General features: G+C 75.6%; 20 protein-coding genes and 1 pseudogene. 10 read left to right on the top strand and 11 right to left on the bottom strand.

The features are described from left to right. The 3 genes and pseudogenes from AB0442_RS01545 to AB0442_RS01535 all read right to left on the bottom strand — a co-directional run. On the bottom strand, positions 1-73 hold a 73-nt coding region (locus AB0442_RS01545), incomplete at its 3' end, for a hypothetical protein (RefSeq protein WP_366159923.1). 33 nt (positions 74-106) lie between these two features. Next, a pseudogene (gene tatA / locus AB0442_RS01540) lies at positions 107-367 on the bottom strand (Sec-independent protein translocase subunit TatA); the annotation flags it as partial. 122 nt (positions 368-489) lie between these two features. After that, positions 490-2064 (bottom strand): MFS transporter, encoded by a 1575-nt coding sequence (locus tag AB0442_RS01535; protein ID WP_366159913.1) that lies wholly within the window; start codon positions 2062-2064, stop codon positions 490-492. A 109-nt stretch (positions 2065-2173) separates the two neighbouring features. Here AB0442_RS01535 and AB0442_RS01530 point away from each other — a divergent pair, with 109 nt between their 5' ends. Further along, positions 2174-2776, top strand: coding sequence for a TetR/AcrR family transcriptional regulator (locus AB0442_RS01530; protein ID WP_366159912.1), 603 nt, complete (start codon positions 2174-2176; stop codon positions 2774-2776). 6 nt (positions 2777-2782) lie between these two features. Here AB0442_RS01530 and AB0442_RS01525 read toward each other — a convergent pair whose 3' ends face one another. After that, positions 2783-3115 (bottom strand): cupin, encoded by a 333-nt coding sequence (locus tag AB0442_RS01525; RefSeq protein ID WP_344622760.1) that lies wholly within the window; start codon positions 3113-3115, stop codon positions 2783-2785. Positions 3116-3227: 112 nt separating this feature from the next. On the opposite strand from AB0442_RS01525, the gene AB0442_RS01520 reads away from it, so the two are divergent. Next, entirely contained in the window at positions 3228-3500 is a 273-nt protein-coding gene (locus tag AB0442_RS01520) for a hypothetical protein (protein ID WP_366159911.1), read from the top strand. 13 nt (positions 3501-3513) lie between these two features. Here AB0442_RS01520 and AB0442_RS01515 read toward each other — a convergent pair whose 3' ends face one another. Both AB0442_RS01515 and AB0442_RS01510 read right to left on the bottom strand, forming a co-directional pair. Next, complete coding sequence (locus AB0442_RS01515) at positions 3514-5202, bottom strand: class I adenylate-forming enzyme family protein (protein ID WP_366159910.1); 1689 nt, start codon at positions 5200-5202, stop codon at positions 3514-3516. 13 nt (positions 5203-5215) lie between these two features. After that, complete coding sequence (locus tag AB0442_RS01510; protein ID WP_366159909.1) at positions 5216-6373, bottom strand: acyl-CoA dehydrogenase family protein; 1158 nt, start codon at positions 6371-6373, stop codon at positions 5216-5218. A 158-nt stretch (positions 6374-6531) separates the two neighbouring features. On the opposite strand from AB0442_RS01510, the gene AB0442_RS01505 reads away from it, so the two are divergent. From AB0442_RS01505 to AB0442_RS01480, 6 genes are all read left to right on the top strand, one after another. Further along, positions 6532-7779 carry a helix-turn-helix domain-containing protein gene (locus tag AB0442_RS01505; RefSeq protein ID WP_366159908.1) on the top strand — a complete coding sequence of 416 codons (1248 nt, stop codon included), beginning with the start codon at positions 6532-6534 and terminating at the stop codon, positions 7777-7779. Between the two features lie 23 nt (positions 7780-7802). Next, positions 7803-9635 (top strand): ATP-binding protein, encoded by a 1833-nt coding sequence (locus AB0442_RS01500; protein ID WP_366159907.1) that lies wholly within the window; start codon positions 7803-7805, stop codon positions 9633-9635. A 49-nt stretch (positions 9636-9684) separates the two neighbouring features. Further along, positions 9685-12036: a hypothetical protein gene (locus AB0442_RS01495; protein WP_366159906.1), complete on the top strand. Its 2352-nt coding sequence runs from the start codon at positions 9685-9687 to the stop codon at positions 12034-12036. Positions 12037-12236: 200 nt separating this feature from the next. After that, positions 12237-13991 (top strand): threonine/serine exporter family protein, encoded by a 1755-nt coding sequence (locus tag AB0442_RS01490; protein WP_366159905.1) that lies wholly within the window; start codon positions 12237-12239, stop codon positions 13989-13991. A 56-nt stretch (positions 13992-14047) separates the two neighbouring features. Continuing rightward, positions 14048-15166, top strand: a complete 1119-nt coding sequence (locus AB0442_RS01485; RefSeq protein WP_366159904.1) for a hypothetical protein — start codon at positions 14048-14050, stop codon at positions 15164-15166. A 109-nt stretch (positions 15167-15275) separates the two neighbouring features. Then, positions 15276-16580, top strand: coding sequence for a GNAT family N-acetyltransferase (locus AB0442_RS01480; protein WP_366159903.1), 1305 nt, complete (start codon positions 15276-15278; stop codon positions 16578-16580). A gap of 41 nt (positions 16581-16621) precedes the next feature. Here AB0442_RS01480 and AB0442_RS01475 read toward each other — a convergent pair whose 3' ends face one another. Then, on the bottom strand, positions 16622-17401 hold the full coding sequence (locus AB0442_RS01475; RefSeq protein ID WP_366159902.1) for a TetR family transcriptional regulator: 780 nt from the start codon (positions 17399-17401) through the stop codon (positions 16622-16624). 231 nt (positions 17402-17632) lie between these two features. Here AB0442_RS01475 and AB0442_RS01470 point away from each other — a divergent pair, with 231 nt between their 5' ends. Beyond that, positions 17633-18160 carry a GNAT family N-acetyltransferase gene (locus AB0442_RS01470; protein ID WP_366159901.1) on the top strand — a complete coding sequence of 176 codons (528 nt, stop codon included), beginning with the start codon at positions 17633-17635 and terminating at the stop codon, positions 18158-18160. On the opposite strand, the gene AB0442_RS01465 is transcribed toward AB0442_RS01470, so the two are convergent. Together AB0442_RS01465 and AB0442_RS01460 are read right to left on the bottom strand one after the other, a co-directional pair. Then, the gene (locus AB0442_RS01465; RefSeq protein ID WP_366159900.1) at positions 18148-18627 is read right to left on the bottom strand and encodes a macro domain-containing protein; all 480 of its coding nucleotides are present in this window, start codon (positions 18625-18627) and stop codon (positions 18148-18150) included. The genes AB0442_RS01470 and AB0442_RS01465 overlap by 13 nt on opposite strands. Before the next feature lie 201 nt (positions 18628-18828). Next, positions 18829-20112: an MFS transporter gene (locus AB0442_RS01460; protein WP_366159899.1), complete on the bottom strand. Its 1284-nt coding sequence runs from the start codon at positions 20110-20112 to the stop codon at positions 18829-18831. 131 nt (positions 20113-20243) lie between these two features. On the opposite strand from AB0442_RS01460, the gene AB0442_RS01455 reads away from it, so the two are divergent. Next, positions 20244-21215 (top strand): LysR family transcriptional regulator, encoded by a 972-nt coding sequence (locus tag AB0442_RS01455; protein WP_366159898.1) that lies wholly within the window; start codon positions 20244-20246, stop codon positions 21213-21215. A 28-nt stretch (positions 21216-21243) separates the two neighbouring features. Here AB0442_RS01455 and dmpI read toward each other — a convergent pair whose 3' ends face one another. Together dmpI and AB0442_RS01445 are read right to left on the bottom strand one after the other, a co-directional pair. After that, complete coding sequence (gene dmpI / locus AB0442_RS01450; RefSeq protein WP_359979005.1) at positions 21244-21528, bottom strand: 4-oxalocrotonate tautomerase DmpI; 285 nt, start codon at positions 21526-21528, stop codon at positions 21244-21246. A gap of 38 nt (positions 21529-21566) precedes the next feature. After that, positions 21567-22475 (bottom strand): LysR family transcriptional regulator, encoded by a 909-nt coding sequence (locus AB0442_RS01445; RefSeq protein ID WP_366159897.1) that lies wholly within the window; start codon positions 22473-22475, stop codon positions 21567-21569. Between the last annotated feature and the right edge of the window lie 20 nt (positions 22476-22495).

Genomic DNA, 22495 nt, shown 5'->3' with positions numbered 1-22495 from the left:
AGGTGGCGGTGCGGCCGAGCGACATCGCGGCGCCGTTCTGCTCCTTCACCGCCGCGAGGTAGGCGAAGTACAGCCACTGGACGGCCTCCCGGGCGTTGGTGGCCGACTTGTTGGTCTCGGCCGACGTGGTGATGCTGCTCGGGTTGACCGCCGGACGCGGCTGGTCGGCCGCGGTCGAGGAGGCGGTGGCGTTCTGGCCCTCGGCCTGGGCGTCGTCCTCGCGGAGCGCCTTGGTCTCGGCCTTGAGGATGCGCATGGACTTGCCGAGTCCACGGGCCATCTCGGGGAGCTTCTTCGAGCCGAACAGCAGGACGAGCACTGCCACCATCACGAGGATGTGCCAGGGCTCGAGACCGTTACGGAACATCCCTGACCACCGGTCCTTCCGAGGAGTTCTCGTCGCTTCTAGGACGCCGGACGGTTGTGCCCGACTCCGGCCAGTATGCCTGGCCGAGTCGTCGGGCGTATACACCGGTCCGGAAACCACGGTCAAAATGCAGGTGTTTCTTGGGTTGTGGTCTGGACCATTTCGGGCGCGGGACGGCTGGTCGGACCGGCCGGCAGGTGCTTCATGAGACGGTGGGCGACCAGGGCGGCACCGATCAGGAAGACCGCACCGGCCACCGCGGCGACGTGCATGCCGTCGGCGAAGGCGTTCCGCGCCACCGCCAGCAGCTCGGCCCCGGCGCGGCCGCCGATCCCGACCGCGGCGGTGACGGCCCCGCCGAGCGTGTCGTGCGCGGCCCGGGCGGCGTCGCCGGCCACCCCGGCGGGCATGCCGTCCGAGAGCCGCGACTTGTAGACCGCGGCGCCGGCCGTGCCGAGCACCGCGATGCCCAGCGAGCCGCCCAGCTCGGACGCCGTCTCGGAGGCGGCGGAGGCGGCGCCGGCCTGCTCGGGCGGCGCGGCCGAGACGACCATCTCGGTGGTGAGGGTCATCGTGCCGACCGAGCCGGCCGCGATCACCCCGGCCGCGGTGAGCGGCAGCCAGAGCGGGGTGTCCGGGCGGACGAGGACCATCAGCGCGTAGCCGCCCGCACCGGTCAGGAAGCCCGCGGTCATCAGGACGGCCGGCCGGACCCGCCCGGCCAGCGCGCCCACCGACCCGGCGGCGGTCGCGACGCCGACCGAGGGCAGCAGCGCCCAGAGCGCGGCGGTCAGCGGGCTCATCCCCTTGACCAGCTGCAGGTACTGCGAGGTGTAGAGGGTGAAGCCCATCATCGCGAACATCGCCACGGTGTTGACGGTGATCGCCCCGGTGAAGGTGCGGATCCGGAACAGCGCGGGGTCGATCAGCGGGTGCTCGGCGGTGCGCAGCCGGCGGAAGAGCGCGGCGGCGGCCAGTGCCCCGGCGGCCAGCGCGGCGAGCGGCGGTGCGGCCCAGCCGTCCACCGCGAGGGTCTTGACGCCGTACACCACCGGCAGGACGGCGGCGATCGACAGCGCGGCGCCGGGGAGGTCGAAGCGGCCCTGCCGCGGTGCGCGGTACTCGGGCATCAGCAGCGGCGCCGCGACGAGCACCAGCAGCATCACCGGGACGGCGGCCAGGAAGGCCGAGCCCCACCAGAAGCGGTCCAGCAGCAGCCCGCCGGCCACCGGGCCGAGGGTGGCGCCGCCCATCAGCGCGGCCGTCCAGATGCCGAGCGCGGCCTGGCGCTGCCCGGGGTCGTGGAACATGTTGCGGATCAGCGCCAGCGTGGAGGGCATGACGGTGGCCCCGGCCACGCCGAGCATCGCCCGGGCGGCGATCAGCCCTCCGGCGCCGTCCGCCCGCGCCGCCAGCAGCGAGGCCGCGGCGAACCCGGCCGCCCCCAGCATCAGCAGCCGCCGCCGGCCGATCCGGTCGCCCAGCGCACCCATCGGGATCAGCAGCCCGGCCAGCAGGAACGAGTAGATGTCCATGATCCACAGCTGCTGGGTGCCGCTCGGCCGCAGGTCGGTGGAGATGAACGGGACGGCGAAGAAGAGCACGCCCATGTCCATGGTCAGGACGAGGGTCGGCAGCAGGAGGACGGCGAGTCCGGTCCATTCGCGTCGGCCGGCGCGGCCGTGGGTTGCGGTCATGGCAGTGACTGTACGAGCGTGTGAAACGCTTGTCTAGTACGAGCGTCTAAATCTCACGTCTCACTCGACCGTGCAAGACGGTCGTCCAGTCCGGCGGTAGCATCGGGGCATGGGAAATCGCGAGGACCTGCTGGCCGGCGCCAAGCGCTGCCTTCTCGAGAAGGGCTACGGGCGCACCACCGCCCGGGACATCGCCTCGTCCGCGGGCGTCAGCCTGGCCGCCATCGGCTACCACTACGGCTCCAAGGACGCCCTGCTGACGCGGGCGATGATGGAGGCGATGGGGGAGTGGGGCGACGAGCTCGGCCGGGTGCTGGCCGCGCTCGGCGAGGAGACGGACCCTCAGGAGCGCTTCGTCGCCGCCTGGGACAAGGTCGTGGAGAGCTTCACCGAGCACCGCGGGCTGTGGGCGGTGCAGATCGAGATCCTCGCGCAGATGGAGCACTCGCCCGAGCTGCGCGAGGTGCTCGGAGGCGCGCAGAAGGAGGCCCGGCTCGGGCTCTCCGCGATGTTCCAGGGCGTGCCCGAGGTGCCCGACACCCCGGACGAGCTGGCCCGCGGCGCCTTCTACCAGGCACTGCTCGCCGGGCTCGCCACCCAGTGGCTGGTCTCCCCCGAACTCGCCCCGGACGGCAAGGAATTCCTGGAAGGGCTCCGGCTGGTCGGTGCCGCCGTGCTGCCGGCCGCCGGCACCCGGTCGGCGGCCGGCTGACCGCCGTCAGTTGGTGACGGCGGTCAGCAGCACGACCGAGTCCTCGTGGGCGAGCAGGCCGTGCCGCTCCTGCGGGATGGCGTGCAGCTCGCCCGCCGACGCCTCCTGCTGGCGGCCGGCGATGGTCAGCGACACCCGGCCGCGCAGCACCAGCAGGCTGGCGGCGACCGGGGCGTTGTGCTCGTCCAGCGAGCTGCCCGCGGTCAGTGCGATGACGGTCTGCCGCAGGACGCCGTCGTGCAGCACCAGATGGGCGCTGCGCCCGTGCGGGTGGGCGGCGGCCAGTGCGGCGTGTTCGTCGGCGAGCGCGTCGATGTCGACGCGGACGGGTTCGGTCATCGCGGCCTCCTCGCGGCTCGGCGCTCCGATCCATCAGACACCTGTCAGGCATCCGGCCGCACCCGGACCCGCTCGGCGTGCGGGCCGTCCGGCGGGGCCCGATCGTGGATGCATGGCGACCAACCAGAAGTTCAGCAACGGATTCCGCGTCAACCGCACCATGCTCGGTACCGGCGTGGTCCTCGCCGGTATCGGCACCGTGCTCTCGCTGGCCGGCACGGCGATCGCGTGCGCGACCCTCGCCTCGGCGGGCCGCGACTACGTCAACCGGATGGAGATCCCGCCGAGCGAGCAGGCCCGCCGGGCGATGCAGCAGGCCAAGGCCGCCTCGCTGGCCGGGCTGGAGGCCTGGCGGACCGAGGGCCGGACGGCCTCCGCCAACTGAGCCGCCGCCGTCGTCAGGGCCGGGGCACCGCCGCCCCGGCCTCCTGGCGCAGCGCCTGCTTGAGGATCTTGCCGGTCGGGTTGCGCGGCAGCGGCCCGTCGCGGAAGACCACGTGGGCGGGCACCTTGAACGCGGCCAGCCTGGCCGCCACGTGCGCGCGGACCTCCGCGGCGTCCGGCTCCGCACCGGTGTGCGCCACGACCACGGCCGCCACCTCCTCGCCGAGCAGCGGGTGCGGGACACCGACCACCGCGGCGTCCGCGATGCCCGGATGGCCCAGCAGCACGCCCTCGACCTCACCGCAGTAGACGTTCTCGCCGCCGCGGATCACCACGTCCTTCAACCGGTCCACCACCTGCACCTCGCCGTCGGCCAGCCGGGCGAGGTCGCCGGTGCGGAACCAGCCGTCGGCGGTGAACGCGGCGGCGGTCGCGTCCGGGTCGCCCCGGTAGCCGCCGAACACCGGCTGGCCGCGCAGCAGCAGTTCACCGATCTCGCCGTCCGGCAGCGGAGCCCCCTGCGCGTCCGCGATCCGCACCTCCACCGCGGGGCACGGCCGGCCGATGGACTCGGGCCGGGCCAGGTAGCGGGCGCCCACCTGGGCCGTCACCCCGCCGCAGGTCTCGGTGAGGCCGTAGCCGTTGCGGGCCTCCACCCGTCCGCCGAACCGCCGGGCGATCCGCCCCGCGAGACCCGGCGGGGCCGGGGCGCCACCGGTGCTGATCATGGTCAGGCCAGTCAGCGGGTCGCCGGCGGCCTCCGCCGCGTCCAGCAGGCCGAGCGCCGTGGTCGGCACCCCGGCGAAGATCGTGACCCGGTGGCGGGCGATCAGCTGTCGGGCCGCGTCCGGGTCCCAGCGGTCCATCAGCACCGCCGTGCCGCCCGCGGCCATCGCCAGGAACACCGAGGTGAAGGCCGCGACGTGGAAGAACGGGAAGGTCATCAGCACCGTCGGCGGCGCCGCGGCCGCCGGCGAGTCGCCCCGCAGGAGTGCCGCGCCCGCCGCGAAGAACCGCGGGGTGTGCGCGCCGGCGCACCAGTTGGCGTGGCTGGCGGCCACGCCCTTGGGCCGGCCCGTGGTGCCCGAGGTGTAGATCAGGGTGGCCGGGTCGTCCGGGCCGACGGACGGCTCCGGGGCGGGCGCGCCGGTCGGCGGCAGGTCCTCGAAGCGGTCGTGCGGGCCGTCGCTGCCGTCGGCGCCGACGGTCAGCAGCGGCACCCCGCGGGCCGCCGCCCAGCCGGCCGTCCGCGCGGCCCGTTCCTGATCGGCGACGACCAGGCCGGGCACGCAGTCGTCCAGCGCCCGGGCCAGCTCCTGCGGCCCCCACCAGGCGTTCAGCGGGACGGCGACCAGGCCCGCGGCCTGGGCCGCCCAGAACGCGACCTGCCACTCGGGCAGGTTGCGCATCGCGATCGCCACCCGGTCGCCCGGACGCAGCCCGTACACCGTGCGGCAGCGGTGGGCGAGGGCCGAGGCCGCGGCGTGGTGCTCGGCGAAGCTCCAGGTGCGGTCGCCCGCCACCAGGAACGGGCGGTCGCCGTGGGCGAGGGTGGCGTCGAACACCTCCCGCAGGGTGCGGGGGCCGCGGACGTACCGCGGCCCCCGCGGGCCGGGTTCCACCTCGAACGGCGCGCCGGGAGCGGCCAGCGCCGCGTGGGCGCGGGCGACGGCGGCGAGCGAGTCCTCCGGTGCGGCGGTCATCGGCCCTCCGGCCTCACAGGCCGAGCGACTTGGCGATGATGGTCTTCATGACCTCGCTGGTGCCGCCGTAGATCCGGAACACCCGGTTGTCGGTGTAGAGGCGGGCGATCGGGTACTCCAGGATGTAGCCGTAGCCGCCGTGCAGCTGCAGGCACTTGTCGATCACGTCGGAGGCCGACTCGGTGCAGAACAGCTTGGCGGCCGCCGCGTCCGCGACCGTCAGGTCGCCGTTCTGGTAGAGCTCCAGGGCGCGGTCGACCATCGACTGCTGGGCGACCACCTGCGCCTCGCAGTCGGCCAGGGTGAACTTGGTGTTCTGGAACTCGGCGACGGCCTGGCCGAAGACCTTGCGGTCCTTCACGTACTGCACCGCGAAGCGCACCGCGGCGGCCGCCGCGGCGTACGCGCCGACGGCGATCGCCAGACGCTCCTGCACCAGGTTGTGGGTGAGGTAGCCGAAGGCCTTGCCCTCCTCGCCCAGCAGGTCCTCCACCGGCACCTTGACGTCGGTGAAGGAGAGCTCGGCGGTGTCGGAGGTGCGCAGGCCGATCTTCTGCAGCTTCCGGCCGACCGCGTAGCCCTCCGACGTGGTGTCCACGCAGAGGATCGACAGGCCCGCCCGGCGGTTCGCCGGGTCGTACGGGGCGGTGCGGGCCACCACCAGGACGAGGTCCGCCAGCACACCGCCGGTGATGAAGGTCTTGGCGCCGTTCAGGACGTAGTGGGTGCCGTCCTCGGAGAGCTTCGCCGTGGTCGCGATGCCGGCCAGGTCGGAGCCCGCGCCCGGCTCGGTCATCGCGATCGCCGTCATGATGTCGCCGGAGACGAAGCCGGGCAGCCAGCGCTGCTTCTGCTCCTCGTTCGCGTACTCCAGCAGGTACGGCAGCACCAGGCCGGTGTGCACGCCGGACGAGCCGAAGCTCACGCCCGCCCGGGCGACCTCCTCGGTGACGACCGCCTGGTACTTGAAGCCGCTCTCGCCGGCGCCGCCGTACTCCTCCGGCACCTCGATGCCGTACACGCCGAGGGCGCCGAGCTTGCGGTAGAAGTCGCGCGGCGGGTGGCCGGCCGCCTCCCAGCTCTCGTAGACCGGGACGACCTCCTTGGCGATGAAGTCCCGGATGGTCGCCCGGAACGCCTCGTGGTCCTCGTTGAACACCGTCCGGCGCACGGCGGCGCTCCCTTCGTTCGGCGGCTGATCGCCAGACAAGTTAATCGCCGGTAGCTGCGGCTGTAAAGCATCCCGGCGGCTTTTCCGCGCAGGTCACAGGCGCATAAGTGAATCCTTGCTACCCTGGCGTCGATCATTGGCGAGGTGGAGGAGCGCACGTGGCGGCGGAGCGCGTACCCGGGGCGGGCGCGGCGGGGCGGGTGGTGCGCCGACCGCCCGGACGGAAGGCGCAGATCCTCGCCGCCGCCGCGGAGCAGTTCCACCGGCGCGGCTACCACCTGGTGTCCATGGCCGACGTCGCCGCCGAGGTCGGCATCACCGCCCCCGCGCTCTACCGGCACTTCCGCAGCAAGCCCGAACTGCTGCTGCGCGCCGTCGACACCGACCTCCAGGCGCTGCGGACGGCCGTGCGGGCGGGCGCCGGCAGCCCCGCCGACCTGTGCGCCGCACTCGCCCCGGCCGCCGTCGACCACCGGGCCCTCGGCACCCTCTGGCACCGTGACGCCCGGCTGCTCGCCCCCGCGCAGCGCGCCGCACTCCGCCGGGAGCTGCGCACCGACGTCCGCGCGATGGCCCGCACCCTCGCCCGCTCCCGTCCCGAACTCTCCGCCGAACAGGCCGAGTTCCTCTGCTGGTCGCTGCTCTCCGGGTACGGCAGTCTCTCGTACCACACCTTCGCGCCGCCGCGGCGCTGGTTCGAGACGCTGCTGCGGCGGATCGGCGGCGAACTGCTCGCCGTCGCCCCGCGGGCCGAGGACCGCACCGGGCCGCCCGCCGCACCCGCCGGACAGCCCGCCGCCCCGGCCGCCGGCGAGTCCCGCCGGGAGGAACTGCTGCTCGCCGCCGTCCGGCTGTTCCACGAGCGCGGCTTCGACAACGTCTCCACCGACCGGATCGGCGCCGCCGTCGGCATCGCCGGGCCCAGCGTCTACAAGCACTTCGCCACCAAGGCCGAGCTGCTCGCCGCGGCCCTCGTCCGCAGCCGCGAGCGGCTCTGGCACGAGGTCGAGGGGGCGATCGCCGACAGCACCGGGCCGGCCGGGGCACTGGACGCCGGCCTGCGCTCCTACCTGGACTTCGCCCGCAGGCACAGCCACTACCTCGGCGCCATGCTCAGCGAGACCGAACGGCTCGACCCGGCCGACCGGCGGGCCGCCGTCGACTTCCGCCGGGACTTCCTGCGGGTCTGGGTCGGCCTGCTCCAGCAGGTGCGGCCCGACTACGACACCGCCGAGGCCCGGATCCGGGTGCACGCCATGTTCGCCGTCGTCAACGACGGCGTCCGGCACCGCCCGGGCGGCAGCGGGACGGCCGCGGCCGGACTCCTGGAGCCCGCCGCCCGCGCCGTCCTCGGACTGCCCGCGGCCTCCCCGTCCGGTACGGGAAAAGAGCTGGTCGACGGATAGTCGTACTGGCAGAATCCGGCCTCATGTCCCAAGGTCTGCCGCCCGCCGACAATCTGCGTACGACCGAGGTCGACCTCGGCGGGCTGGTGAGCGTGCTCGCCACCCACCTCTACTCCACCCCGCTGGTCGCCCTGCGCGAACTCGTCCAGAACGCCCACGACTCGCACACCCGCCGCCGGCTGGAGGACCCGGAGTCCACCGCCGCCCCGGTGATCCGCGTCCGGGCCGACGCCGCCCGCCGCACCCTCACCGTCGAGGACACCGGCGCGGGCCTCACCGAGCCCGAGATCCACGCCTACCTCGCCACCGTCGGCACCGGCTACACCCGGATGCTGCGCGACCTGACCGGCAACCAGGACCTCATCGGCGCCTTCGGCCTCGGGTTCCTCTCCGCCTTCTCGGTCGCCGACGAGGTCACCGTCACCACCACTTCGCACCGCGAACCCGGCCTCGGCCACCGCTACCGCAGCCGCGGCGGCGAGCAGTACAGCGTCGAACCGGTCGAACCGCGGCCCGCCCCCGGCACCGCCGTCGAACTCCGCCTCAAGGCCGAACACGGCCACCTCGCCGACGAGGAGGCGCTGCGCGAGGTCCTCGGCCGCTACTGCGTCCTGCTGCCGATCCCGGTGCACGTCGGCGAGGACGAACGCCCCGTCAACGACGTCCCGGTGCCCTGGCGGCAGGACGTCGACGGCGACCCGCACACCGCCCGGATGCGCTTCGCCTCCGCCTTCGGCCGCCGCTTCGAGCCGCTCACCGCCTTCCCCGTCGCCCCGGTCGAGGGCGCCACCGACGCCGTCGGCCTGCTCTGGGTCCAGGACGGCGGCACCTACGGCTCCACCGACAACCGCGACCTCGCCGTCTACCTGCGCGGCATGCTGCTCGCTGACGACGCCCGCGACCTGCTGCCCAGCTGGGCCGGGTTCATCGGCGGCGTCGTCGAGTCCAGCCGGCTCACCCCCACCGCCAGCCGCGAGGACCTGCAGCGCGACGAGCACTACCGCGCCCTGCAGAAGGCCCTCGCCGACGCCGTCGTCGACGGCCTCTACGAGACCGCCAGGCTGCACCCCGCCGCCTGGCGCCGCATCCTCGCCCGGCACGGCCAGGACCTCCTCGGTGCCGCCCTCTGCGACGACCGCCTCTTCACCCTGCTCGCCGACGACGTCCCCGTCCCCACCTCCCAGGGCGACCTCACCGCCGGCGCCCTGCGCGCCGCCGGACGCGGCGCCCTGCACGTCGCCCTCGGCAGCGGCGGCGGCTTCGAGGAGATGCTCTACCGCGCCATGCAGGTGCCGATCGCCCGCGGCGACCGGTACGCCGTCCTGCCGTTCCTGCGGCGGTACGCCCAGCTCAAGGACTGCCGGATCGTCGAACTCGGCAGCGAGAGCGGCAACCGCGAACTCTTCCGCGACCCCGCGGAGCCGCTCGCCGCGGAGGAGACCGCCTGGCTCGCCGCCGCCCTCGCCGACGACGGCGAACAACTCGTACCCGCCCGCTTCGACCCGCCGGGGCTGCCGCTCGTCCTCGTGCCCGACCGGGAGGCCGAACTCAAGGCCCGCATCGAGGACGACCAGGCGGACGCCCGGATCCCCTCCGCGGCGCTGCGGCTCGCCCGGGCCTTCACCGCCCGCACCGACGGCACCGTCAAGGCCCGGCTCTACCTCAACCTCGCCTCGCCGGCCGTCCAGGACCTGCTCACCGCCTACCGCGCCGGGCACACCGGGAGCGCCACCGCCGCGGGGCTGCTGCGGTCGCTCAAGGTGATCATGGCCGCCGCGGGCGGCTCCGCCAACGGCGACCTCACCGCGGCCCTCGCCGGCATCGGCACCGCGGTGGCCGCGCTCACCTGGGCTTGAGGCCGGCTCTGCGGGGGCGCACCCCACTCATCCGAGGAGTTCAGACCGTATGACCACCGACATCTGGGCCTGGGTGCGGGACACCCACGAGCAGCTGTCCGAGGCGGGCCACCACCGGCTCGCCGCCGCCCTGGTGGAGATCGCCGGGCACGCCGTCGAGGGCCGCAACGAGCAGCTCGACGCGATGTACCCGGAGGCGCTCGCCTCCGCCCGGGCGCTCGGCCTGCCGTGGGTCGAGGTGTTCCTGCGGCACTGGCGGATGCAGAACCTGCTGAACAAGCGCCACCAGGGCGAGGCCGCGATGGCCGAGGCCGTCGACCTGCTGGAGTTCGCGCACCGCGAGGAGACCGCCTCCTGCCCGCAGTCGGTCTGCGCCGTGCAGGACTTCACCATCTGCCACGCCAACATCGACGGCCCCGGCTACGTCGCCGAGCGGCTGGCCGTGCTGGAGGAGACGCTGGCCCGGGTCGAGCCCGCCCGCGCCTGCTTCGACTGCCTGTCCCGGGAGTACGCCGACACCCTGGAGGACGACGGCCGGCCCGCCGACGCCCTCACCCACCTGGACCGCGCCCAGGCCCGGATCCAGGCCGCCGGCGACCAGGTCTCGCTGGCCTTCGGGCACAGCCGGGCCACCGCGCTGCTGAACCTCGGCCGCCCCGAGGACGCCCTGGCGGCCTACGACACCGCGGAGCGGGCCTACGCGGCCCGCCACCAACTCGACGACGACGACCGGCGCAAGCTCGCCGCCGGCCGGGCCGTCGCCCTGGCCGCGCTCGGCCGCAGCGCGCAGGCGCTGGAGCAACTGCCGGACGGCGAGGAGGCGGACCGCTACCCCGACATCCGCCACCGCTGGGCGACCGCGGTGCAGACCCTCGCCGAGGCCGGTGCGCTGCCGCACGGCGAACTCGACAACGACGCCGCCCTCGGCGTCCGGCTCGCCCGGTGGGTGGCCTACCTGGACACCGCCGGCTCGCACCGGCCCTGCCTGGACCTGCTGTTGATCGCCGGCCGGCTGGCCGTCGCCCGCGGCGCCCGGACGGTCGCCCTCACCCTCGCCGCCACCGGCGAGCGCAAGCTCGGGCAGCTGCGCCGCACCGACGGCGTCGCCGAACGGCTCGCCGGGCTGAGGGCCGCCGCCGAGGCGCTGCCGCTGCCCGGGACCCCGGTGCCGGCCGCCGAACTGCCGGAGTGGCTCGGCACCCGCCGGGTCACCTTCGAGCAGGCGCTGGACCACTTCACCGCGGCGAGCGCCGAGTCGGCGGAGGCCGCGGCGGCGCTCGTCCTGCAGCGGGCGCGGGCGTTGGACGCGCTCGGCCACCCGCGGGCCGCCGCCGACCTGCTCTGGGCCCGCCTCGACGAGGACCCGGCGGACGAGCACCTGCCCGGCATGCTCGGCCAGGTGCTGATCGACGCCGAGGACGGCGACGGCGTCCGCCGGCTCGCCGACCGGCTGATGCCCGCCAACCCCTCCGAGGCGCACTGGATCCGGGCCCGCTGGGCCGCCGAGCAGGGCCGCTGGGAGGAGGTCGGCGAGCACTGCGACGGCGTCCTCGCGCACGAGCCGGACGCGCTGAACACCCGCCGGCTCGCCGCCACCGCGGCCACCCGCCTCGGCGACCACGCGCGGGCCCAGCGGCTCTACCAGGAACTGCTGGAGCACGCGGTGCCCGCCGACCGGGCGGGCGAGGACGAGGAGCACCGCACCGTCCAGGAGCCCGACCTGTGGCACCTGATCACCGCCGCGACCGCCAACCGGGACTGGGCGGTCGTCCGCAGCACCGGCGCGCTGATCGGCATCGAGTTCGACGCCGACGAGGGCCCGGTGGACGAGGAGTGGCAGATGGTCACCGTCCGCACCACCCGCGCCAACGGGGCGAGCGTGGACCTGCCCGCCGTCCGCACCGGGCCGGCCACCGCGCGGATCGTGCCGGTGCTCGGCGAGGACGTGCCGCTCAACCACCGGGACGTCGTCGTCTTCGGTCCGGCCGTGCTCAACGAGCGCCCCGAGGACGGGACCGAGCGCGAGTCGTGGCGCCCGGTCTTCCGGCAGCTGGCGCTGCTCGACCCGGCCGGCTACACCACGCACTGGCTGGACGGCGCCTGGCCCGGCGAGGACGCCTGGTTCGCGCTCCGCGGTGCGCTCGCCGAGGAGCGCTACGGGCTGTGGGCGTACAGCGGCGACCAGTACGCCGTCACCGACCCGGCCGGCGGGGACGCCGGCCTGCCCGGCGTCTACGCCGCCCTCGGCGTGCCGCCGACCGCCACCTCGGCGGACGCCGACGCGCTGCTGCAGCGGCTGACGGCGGACTGGGAGCACCCGCTGAGCTGGCTCGACCTGGCGAAGGCGGCGGGCGCGGACACCGCCCGGCACGAGGACGTCGTGCGCCGGTACGGACTCTGAGGCGCGGGGGCACCGGCCGGCCGGTGCCCCCGCCCCGGGGCGGATGTCCGTGATGTCCGTCACGTCCGCCCGCCGGCCCTGCGGTTGCCGCGCCCCCGGCCTCGATGGACATGTGCGTCCGCGCGTTCGATCGGGCAAGGTGGGGCGCAGGATCGGAGCGTGGCCGGCGCGGCCACCAGGGGCGGCGAGGAGTGGCGGACGTGCCGAAGCGGGGCCGGCCGGGCGGCGGCAAGAAGGCCAGGGGCGGCCGCGGACGGCCCGCCCCGGCCCCTGCTGCGGCGCCCGCGGACCGGGCACCGGAGCGGGCCGTCCGCGGCCCGGCCGGGCAGGCGCCGCCCACCGAGGGCCTGCTCGGGCCCGCCGTCCCCGCCGCGTCGCCGCGGACCGCGGTGCCGCTCGCCCCGCCGCCCCCGCCGACGGAGGGCCTGCTCGCCCCCGCCGGCGGACCCGAGGACACCCTCACGCCGGAGGACTGGCGCGCCGCCGGTTACACCCCGGCGCACGGCGTGGACCTCTCCGAGCTGCAGGCGGGCGCCCCCGGGTCCGCGCCCTGGCCGGACCGGATGCGCACCCTGCTGCGCACCCCGATGACCGAGCGGCCCGCCTTCGAGCGGACCCCGCGCGACCTGCACCCGTCGGCCGCCCGGCACGTCCCCCGGGTGCTCGACCTCACGCTGCGGATCGGCGAACTGCTGCTCGCCAGCGGTGAGGCCGCCGAGGACGTCGAGGCGGCGATGCTGGGCATCGCGCACGCCTACCGGCTGGACCACTGCGAGCCGCAGGTCACCTTCACGCTGATCTCCATCTCCTACCACCCGTCGCTGATCGACCCGCCGGTGAGCGCCGCCCGGACGGTCCGCCGGCGCACCTCGGACTACACCCGGCTGGCCGCGGTGCACCGGCTGGTCGCGGACATCACGGCGGAGAAGATCCCGGTCAACGACGCCTACCGACGGCTCGCCGTGATCCGCCGCAACCGGCACCCCTACCCGGTCTGGCTGCTGGCGCTGGCCACCGGACTGCTGGCGGGCGCGGCGACCTTCCTGGTCGGCGGGCGGATCGACGGCAAGGCGTGGCTGGTGTTCGCCGGCGCCTTCCTCGCCGCGGTGGTCGGCGACCGGCTGGCCTCGACGATCGCCCGGCGCGGGCTGCCGGAGTTCTACCAGTTCGTGGTCGCGGCGACGCCGGCCGCGCTGATCGGCATCGTGCTCTCCTTCAACGACCTGCACCTGCGCGGCTCGGTGGTGATCACCGGCGGCCTGTTCGCGCTGCTGCCCGGCCGGGCGCTGGTCTCCGCCGTCCAGGACGGCCTGACCGGCTTCTACATCACCGCCGCCGCCCGCCTGCTGGAGGTGCTCTACCTGATCGCCGGCATCGTGATCGGCGTGATGTCGGTGCTCTACCTCGGCGTCAACTACAACGCGAAGCTCCGCCCGGACGAGTCGATCGGCGGCGCCGTCGACCCGCCGATCCAGCTGCTCGCCGCGATGGTGCTGGCGCTGGCCTTCGCGGTGCTGCTGCAGACCGAGCGGCGGACGCTGCCGATGGCCGTGCTGATGAGCGGCATCGGCTGGTCGACGTACGGCGTGCTGACGAACGCCGGGGTCTCGCCGATCGCGGCGACCGGCGCCGCGGCCGGCCTGGTCGGCCTGTTCGGCCAGCTGACGGCCCGCTACCGGCGGGCCTCCGCGCTGCCGTACGTGACGGCGGCGATCGGCCCGCTGATGCCCGGTTCGGCGCTCTACCTCGGCATGCTGGCCTTCGCGCAGGGGCACGCCAGCGCCGGGCTGGTCTCGGTCACCCGGGCCGCCGCGCTGGCGATGGCCCTGGCGGTCGGCGTCAACCTGGGAGGCGAGGTCGCCCGGCTCTTCCTGAAGACCCCCGGCGCGACCGATCCGCTCGCGCCCCACCTGCTCGTCCCCCGCCGGGCCGCCAAACGCACCCGCGGGTTCTGACCGGTCGTTGGCCCCTCGACGCCCCGGAGCACCACCCGAGAACGAAGGCACCACCCGTGATCAACGACCTGCTGGACGGCTACCGCGAGCACATCGTCGACGCGCACAAGCAGCCGCTCTTCCTGCTGCTCGTCGGCTTCATCGTGTCCTTCGTCGGCATCCGCTTCAGCGTGCGGATGATCCGCGCCCAGGTGCGCTGGTGGCCGGGCAACATCACCCCGGGCGGACTCCACATCCACCACATGGTGTTCGGGCTGGGCTTCCTGCTGGTCGGCGGGATCGGGGTGTTCGCCACCAACGGCGGCCACCCCTGGATCGACTGGTTCGGGCTGTGCTTCGGCATCGGCTGCGGCCTGGTGCTGGACGAGTTCGCGCTGATCCTGCACCTGGACGACGTCTACTGGAGCGAACAGGGCCGCAAGTCCGTGGACGCCGTGGTGCTCGTCCTGCTCGGCACGGCGCTGCTGCTCACCGGCTACGTCCCGCTCGGCGTCGTGCCCGGCCAGACCTCCGCGACGGGCGAGGGCCGGTGGGGCCTGGTCGCGGTGATCTCGGTGAACGCGCTGGTCTCGGTGGTCGCCCTGGTCAAGGGCAAGATGTGGACGGGCCTGCTCGGCATCATGGTGCCCGGCCTCGCCTGGGTCGGTGCCGTCCGCCTCGCCAGGCCGGGCAGCCCGTGGGCCCGCTGGCGCTACCCCTCCCGGCCGCGCCGGATGCAGCGCGCGGTGCGCCGCGAGCGGCGGCTGCACGCCCGCGCCGACGTGGCCCGCACCTGGCTGTTCGACCTGATCGCGGGCGCCCCGGACAAGGTGCCCGCGCACCACACCGCCACCCACCGGGTCGCCGAGCGGATGGCCGCCCGGGCCACCGCCCACCTCGACGTGCAGCACGCCCGGGCGCTCGCCCGCCGCTCGGCCCGGCTCGCCGACCGGCGGGCCGCCGCGCTGGCCGCCGCCCGGCGGGCCGGAGGGGCCGCCGCGGTGCTGCCCGCCGGCCACCCGGCCGCACCGCCGGAGCCGGAGCGCCAGGCCCTGGCGCACGCCCGCCGGCGGACCGTCCGGGCCGGCCGGCAGCGGGTGTACGCGGCCCGTCCGTCCGCCGCGGAGTCCCCCGAGCCGTACGCCCCCTACCGCCACCCGAAGCTGCCGCACCCGCAGCCGCGCCGGCAGGGCTGACCGCCGGGCCGCGCCCGGGGCGCGGGAGGTGACCGCCGCCGGTGCCGCGGGCCGCGGGCCGCGCCGAAATTCGGATGCCGGCCCCCGGGACCCGCCGTACCGTGGCCGGATGAGCAAGGACGCACCGGCCGGGGCCGGCCGGCACACCGAGGGGCGGCCGACCGCGCCGGACGCCGTCGAGGTCCGGGCCGTCACCGAGGACGAACTCCCGCTGTGGGACCGTGCGGTGGCCCGCGGATTCCTCCGCCCGCACCTGGCCGAGGGCACCGAGTACCGACGGCTGACCTTCGAGCCGGGCCGCTTCCTCGGCGCCTTCGACCCGTACGACCCGTCCCGCTGCGTGGCCACCTTCCGCAGCTTCGACACCGGGCTCACCGTGCCCGGCGGCGCCCTGCTGCCGGTCGACGCGATCACCGCCGTGACGGTCAACTCCACCCACCGCCGCCGCGGCCTGCTCCGCCGGATGATGGGGCAGGACCTCGCGGCCGCGAAGGAGCGCGGCAGCGCCGCGGCGATCCTGATCGCCGCCGAGCACCCCATCTACGGCAGGTACGGCTTCGGCCCTGCCACCCGCAACCAGTCCTGGACGGTCGACCTCGGCCGCGGCCGACTCCGCGAGGACCTGCCCGCCTCCGGCGGGCGGACCGACTTCGTCACCATGGCCGAGGCCCGCAAGCACGGCGCCGAACTGCACGAGCGCTGGCGGCGGCGGCAGCCCGGCGCGATCGGCCGCAGCGACACCTGGTGGAAGCTGCACACCGGCGAGGTCACCCTGCCCGGCTTCGACTGGAAGGAGCCCTTCCTCGCGCTGCACCGCGACGCCGAGGGCACCGTCACCGGTCTGATCGCCTACACGGTGGACGACGTGTGGGAGGGCAACCTGCCGAACTGCACCCTCACCGTCCAGGACTTCCTGGCGCTGGACCGCGAGGCCGCCGTGGCGCTGTGGCGCCTGGCGTTCTCGGTGGACTGGGTCCGCACCGTCGCGATCGGCAACCTCGCGCCCGACGACCCGCTGCCGCTGCTGCTCACCGACCCCCGCGCGGCCGTCCCCGGGCGGGACAGCTCCGACTTCCTCTGGCTGCGGCTGCTCGACCTGCCCGCCGCGTTCACCGCCCGCAGCTACCGCGCCCCCGGCCGGCTGGTGCTGGAGGTCGCCGACCCGGACGGCTTCGCGGCCGGCCGCTGGGCGCTGGAGACCGCCGCCGACGGCACCGGCCGCTGTACCCCGACCGAACAGGCCCCCGACCTCGCGCTGGACGCCTCGGCGCTCGCCGCGCTGTACCTGGGCACCGAGTCCGCCGTCCGGCTGCACGCGGCAGGCCTGCTGGCCGAGCTGACCGGCGGCGCGGCGGACCGGGCCGACCTGCTGCTGCGCACCGCCGTACAGGCCTGGAACCCGGACGGCTTCTGACCGGTGGGCCCCGGGCCGGCGCGGGACGCCGGCCGGGGGCCTCAGGTCGCGGTGCGGCCTATCGTCGGCAGGATGAAGTCCTGGATCAGGCCCTTCACGTCCCGCACCAGCGGGCGGAACACCCGGTAGCGGGAGAGCACGACCACCTTGGCGACCATCGGGGTGGACCGGCGGACGAACTCGCGGGTGCGCTCCTGGCCGGGGGTGTGGTCGAAGACCCAGTACAGCACGATGATCATCAGGTGCAGCCAGAGCAGGTCCGGCAGCAGTTCGGCCAGCTCCTTGTCCAGCTTGGGCGCGACGTCGGAGCCGGTCAGCACGTCCCGGAAGAGCCCGACGGCGGTGGCCCGGGCCCGGTGCGACTCGTTGGCGAACGGGCTGAGCGAGCTGTTCGGGTCGGCGGCCGTCCGGAAGAACTGGGCGGCGAACTCGTGGTACGGCGCGGCGGTGTCCAACCAGGAGGACAGCGCCAGGTGCAGCCGGTCGGCGAACTCGGTGTGGCCCTGCATCCGTTGCGCGGCGTCCACGGCGTGCTCGACCGTCATCCCGTCGTAGAACCCCTGGATGAGGAATTCCTTCGAGGCGAAGTAGTAGTACGCGTTGCCGACCGAGATCCCGGCCTCGGCCGCGATCGCGCGCATGGTGGTCTTCTCGTAGCCGCGCTCCTGGAACAGGCGCATCGCGGTCTCGAGGATCAGCGCCCGGGTCTGCTCGCTCTTGCCGGTCTTGGGGCGCGCCCGGCCACCCGGGAGCTCCGCCCCGAGCCCGGCGTCCTGGGCGCTCTCGTCCATGCCTGGGGTGCCGCCCTTCTGCTCGTCCACGGCCCTGAGCCTAGCCGGGCGCGGGGGGTGTCCCGCCCGGCCCGGGCGGCGCGGGTCGGGCGGACCGCACCGGATCTCCCCTCCGTACCCGGTGCGGTCCACCCGAGCAGGTTTCGAACGCGTTCAAAACCTGCTCCGGGAGACTCTAGGGCCGTGCCCGGGACGACTTCAAGCGGAACCGGCCGCGGCCGCGCCGGACCGGGCCCCGACGGGCCGTGAAAGGCTCGGGACATGACCGCCGAGATCACCGTCCGCGAGGGCGGACCCGCCGACGCCCCCGCCGTCGCGGCCCTGCACGCCGACAGCCGGCGTACGGCCTACGCCGGCCTCGTCCCCGCGGAGGCGCTCGGCGACGGACCGCCCGCCCAGCGCCTGGAGATCTGGGAGCTGCGCCTCACCGCCGACTACGGCGGCCCCGAGCACACCCCCGTCCTGCTGCTCGCCGAGGAGCCCGGCGGCGCACCGGTCGGCTTCGCCTACCTGGTGCCCGAACCCGACGGCCGCGTCCTGCTCGACAACCTGCACGTCCGCCCCGGCCGCACCGGCGGCGGCATCGGCACCCGGCTGCTGCGCGCCGCCCTCGACCGCGCCGCACCCGCCGCCCTCCGCCTGGAGGTGCTGCGCGACAACCACCGCGCCGTCGCCTTCTACGAGCGCGAGGGCGGGGTGCGCACCGCCGAACGGACCGCGGTGTTCCCCGGCGGCCACGAGGTCACCGAGTACGAGTACAGCTGGCCCCGGCCGGCTCACCGGTCGTAGACCGTCACGGCCACTCCCTGCTCGGCCAGCCGGGCGCGGACCAGCGGCTCCACCCGCTCCCAGCGGCCGCCGGCCAACCCGCAGCCGATCCGCGGCATGTGCACCGACGCCCCCAGCCGCAGGGCGTGCCCGGCGAGCTCCGCCAGCCCCGCGTCGATCGCCTCGTACCGCACCGGCACCCCGCTGGAGCGGCCCGTGCGGATGCCCCGCTGGCCGACGAGGTTCGCCACCCAGACGTACCTCTCCACCTGGACCAACTGCACCGCGCCGAGCCCGAAGCCGTTCCGGGCCCGGTCGCGGTGCCACGCCCGGTAGGCGGCCTCCGGCTCCGGCCAGCGCCGCGACAGCGCCAGCACGAAGCCCTTGCCCCAGCCGCCCAGGTCGTTGCAGACGTGCGCGATCACCTTGACCCCGGCGCCCTGCGGCGCACTGGCGTCCCCCCGTACGTACGTGATCCCTGCGGTCATGCCCGCGACGCTAACGCCCGGCGCCGACAGCGGGCACGGGGATTTCCGCCGGCGCGCGGCGGGTGACGCGGGGTCGGCCGGGGGGTGGCCGGGACGGCGCGGTGGTGTCTGCGTGCAGGGGCGTGGTCCCTTCGGCGACGGCCTGCGGTGCCGGTGGCCGGTGGGACGGGCGGGTGCCGGGGTTTCGTGCGTGCGGTGGGGTCAGTCGACGCAGGCCGCAGCGGGTACGGCCCGGTCGGTGGTCCGGCGCTCGGCGGGGGAGGGGGCCGCGGCGCGCAGCCGGCGGGCGCCGGTCGCGGCGATCAGCAGGGCGGTGGCCGCGGCCGCGGCCGGGACGAGGTAGCCGGCGCCCGCGGGGAGGCGCTGGGCGACCGCGCCGCCGATCGCCGAGCCGGCCGAGATGCCGACCAGGATCGCCGAGACCGCCGCGGCCATCGCCTCGTTCAACCGGCCGGCCGGCACGAGCCGCTGGACGAGCGTCATCCCGCTCACCATGGTCGGCGCGGTGCCCGAACCCGCCAGGAAGAGAGCCGCCGCCAGCACCGCGGGCCCCGCGCCGAAGAGCCCGGCCGCCGCGGGCAGCAGCATCAGGCCGGCCATCGCCGCGACCCCGCCGAGCAGCCGGGCGGCCGGCCCGCGGCGCGGCCGCAGCAGCCCGGACACCAGCCCCGACACGCACGATCCGGCCGCCACCAGGCCCAGCAGCAGCCCGGCCAGCGAGCCGTGCCCGGTCGCGTCGGTGTACGCGATGGTGGTGACCTCCATCGAGCCGAACACCACCCCGGTGGCGAGGAACATCGGCAGCAGCACCCGGAGGCCGCCGCGCCCGCCCGCCGGCCGGCCGGCCCCGCTCGTCCCCTCCCCGCCGGCAGCGCCCGCGGACGCCGGGGCGAGCGGTGGTTCGGTGCCGCGCTGCACGGCCAGCAGCAGCACACCGGCCGTGCAGAGCACCCCCGCGGCGAGCAGCCCGGTCTCCGGGGTGAACGCCCGGCAGAGCAGGACGGCCAGCACCGGGCCGAGCATGAAGCAGAGCTCGTCCAGCGCTTGCTCCAGGGAGTTGGCGAGGTGCCGGCCGGCCTCGTCGCCGCGCAGCAGGTGCGCCCAGCGCGCCCGGACCATCCCTCCGACGTTGGGCGCCGTCGAGGAGGCCGCCCAGCACAGGAACAGCGTCCAGTCGGGTGCGCCGGACCGGACGCAGAGCAGCAGCCCCGCCGTCGGCACCGCGGCCGCCAGGACGGAGGGCACCGCGACCCGGGCCTGCCCGTACCGGTCGACCAGGCGGCCCAGCAGCGGCAGCAGGACGGCGAGGGAGACCATCCCGGCGGCGGAGACGGCCCCGGCCAGTGCGTAGGAGGCGCGCCGTTCCGAGATCAGGACGACGGCACAGACCCCGCTCATCGACATCGCGAGGCGGGCCGGCAGCGCGGCGAGGGTGAAGGCGAGCGCCCCGGGCAGGGCGAGGATGCGGCGGTACGAGGCGGACACGGGTCTCCCGGTCGAGGATCGGCGGTGCCACCAGCCTCGCCGCCGCGCGGGCCGCAGGTCCAACACCTGTTCGGCCCGATTCACGCACCTGCGTTGTCAATCGGAGGCCGGTTGCCTACGCTGCCGTGATCATGCCCCAGGACCTGCACCCCCGGCTGCTGCGCGGATTCGTCGCGACCGCCGAGACCCTCCACTTCGGCCGGGCGGCCGCGCTGCTGCACCTCGCCCAGCAGGTGCTCAGCCGGGACGTCCGGGCGCTGGAACGGCAGTTGGGCGTGGTGCTGTTCCACCGCACCACGCGCAGCGTCCAGCTGACCCCGGCCGGGGAGGCCCTGCTGCCGCAGGCCCGCCGCCTGCTGGCCCTGCACGACGAGATCGTCTCCGCCGTCCGGGCCCGGCCCCTGCTGGTCGACCTCGGCAACGACGTGGACGGCGTCGACCTCACCCCCGGCCGGCTGCTCGCCGCGGCCCGCGCCGCGGAGCCGGAGGCCGAGCTGCTCGCCCGGTTCCACGGCGGACTGGCCGCCGCCGCGGCGGAGTTGCTCGCGCACCGGCTGGACGTGGCCTTCGGCCGGCAGCCCGGCCTGCCCGCCCGGGTCCGGGCCCAACTCGCGCACGTCCCCGTCCGGCTGGAGCCGATGGCGGTCTTCCTGCCGGCCGACCACCCGCTGGCCGGCCGGGCGGCCGTCCCGGTGGCGGCCCTGGCCGGCCACCCCGTGGACGTCCTGGCCGGCAACCCGGCCACCACCGAGTGGACGGACCTGGGGCTCGACCTGCTGGCCGCGCACGGTCTGACGGCCGCACCCGGGCACGCCCCGCCGGTCGGCGTGCCGGAGCTCGCCCGCTACCTCGCCCGGCACCGCGAGCCGGTGCTGACCACCGTCGGCGGACCCGAAGTGCCGGGGTGCGTCACCCGGCCGCTGGTCGACCCGGTGCCGCTCAGCCTGGTGGGCCTGGTGCACCGGCTGGGCCTGCGCCACCCCGGGCTGACCGCGCTGCTCGCCGCGGCGGCGGACCTGGGGCGCCGGGAGGGCTGGCTGCGGCGCCCGCCGGGCAGCTGGCTGCCGGCGGAGGACGCCGCCCTGCTGCCCGGAACGGGATGACCCGCGGCCCCCGGCGGCGCGGTCGCGGCTACTTGTCCGCGATCAGGGTGCCGGCGGCGCCCCAGCTGTCGGCCGGGACCTCGTGGATCCACACCTGGACGGTCTCGGCCGGGATCTCGTAGGCCTCGACGAAGGCGTCGGTGATCTTCTTGACCAGCTCGCGCTTCAGCTCGACGGTGCGGGGGCCCTGCTGCACGGTGACGATCGGCATGGTGCTCTCCTCGGTCCTCGGCCGTCCGGTGCGGCTCCTCCGCCCGGCCCGGCCTCCTGGGAGGAGTCCACACCCGGGGGTGGGCCGCGACCCAGACCCGATCGGCTCTGGCAGCGATCACGAACCCTGATCGTTGCGGGTCAGCGGCTTTTCTCCGGGGGCGCGGCGGACTGTGCCCGGTCCTGCCGGCAGGCGCTGAGCAGCAGCCGGGGCAGCGGTGCGCCGCGCCGGACGGCCAGCGAGGTGGGCAGGGCGAGGCGGGGGGTGCGCAGCGGACGGAAGGCCACCCGGCCCGCCACCGTCCTGCGGGCGTTCTCCGTGTAGACCACCGTCCAGGTGGCCGGGCCGGAGCCGATGGCGGCGAGGGTGTCCTGCAGGGTGCCGGAGGCCGGGCCCGGGACGGGCTCGAAGCCCGCCCCGCGGCAGGCGGCCGTCACCAGGTCGACCAGGGCGGGGTGGTTGCGCCGCTCGGTGAGCCGCAGCGGGAGGTCGGCGAGGTCGGCGAGGTCGATCGTGTCCTGCTCGGCGAGCGGGTGCCGGGCGGGCAGCGCGACGGTCAACTCGTCCTCCCAGAGCGCGAGGAGGCGCAGCTCGCCGTCCCGCTCCGGCGGGACGCCGCGGACGAAGGCGGCGTCGAGCCGGCCGTCGGCGAGCCGGGCCAGCCGCTCGGCGGCGGGCAGCGCGCAGAGTTCCACCTCCACGCCGGGGGCGTGCCGCTCGTAGGCGTCGAGGATGCGGTCGAGGCGGGTGCCGAGGCCGGTGACCGTGCCGAGGCGGAGACGGTCCGGGGCGGTGAGCGTGGCGGCGAGGGCGCGCGCGGACCGTTCGGCGTCCAGGACGGCGCGGGCCGCGGGCAGGAAGCGTTCTCCGCTCGGGGTGAGCCGGACGTGGCGGGGCGAGCGGTCGAACAGCTCGACCTTCAGCTCCCGCTCCAGGCGGCGGACCTGCTGGCTGACGGCGGGCTGTCCGAGCAGCAGCCGCTCGGCGGCCCGGCCGAAGTGCAGTTCCTCGGCGACGGCGACGAAGCAGTGCAGCTGCCGCAGTTCCATGGCCGTACCCCCCGCTCGAC

This window comes from Kitasatospora sp. NPDC085895, from assembly GCF_040702125.1.
Classification (GTDB): Bacteria; Actinomycetota; Actinomycetes; order Streptomycetales; family Streptomycetaceae; genus Kitasatospora; species Kitasatospora arboriphila.
The sequence above is the reverse complement of the archived record's forward strand: the minus strand, read 5'-3'. Positions and strand labels throughout refer to the sequence as shown.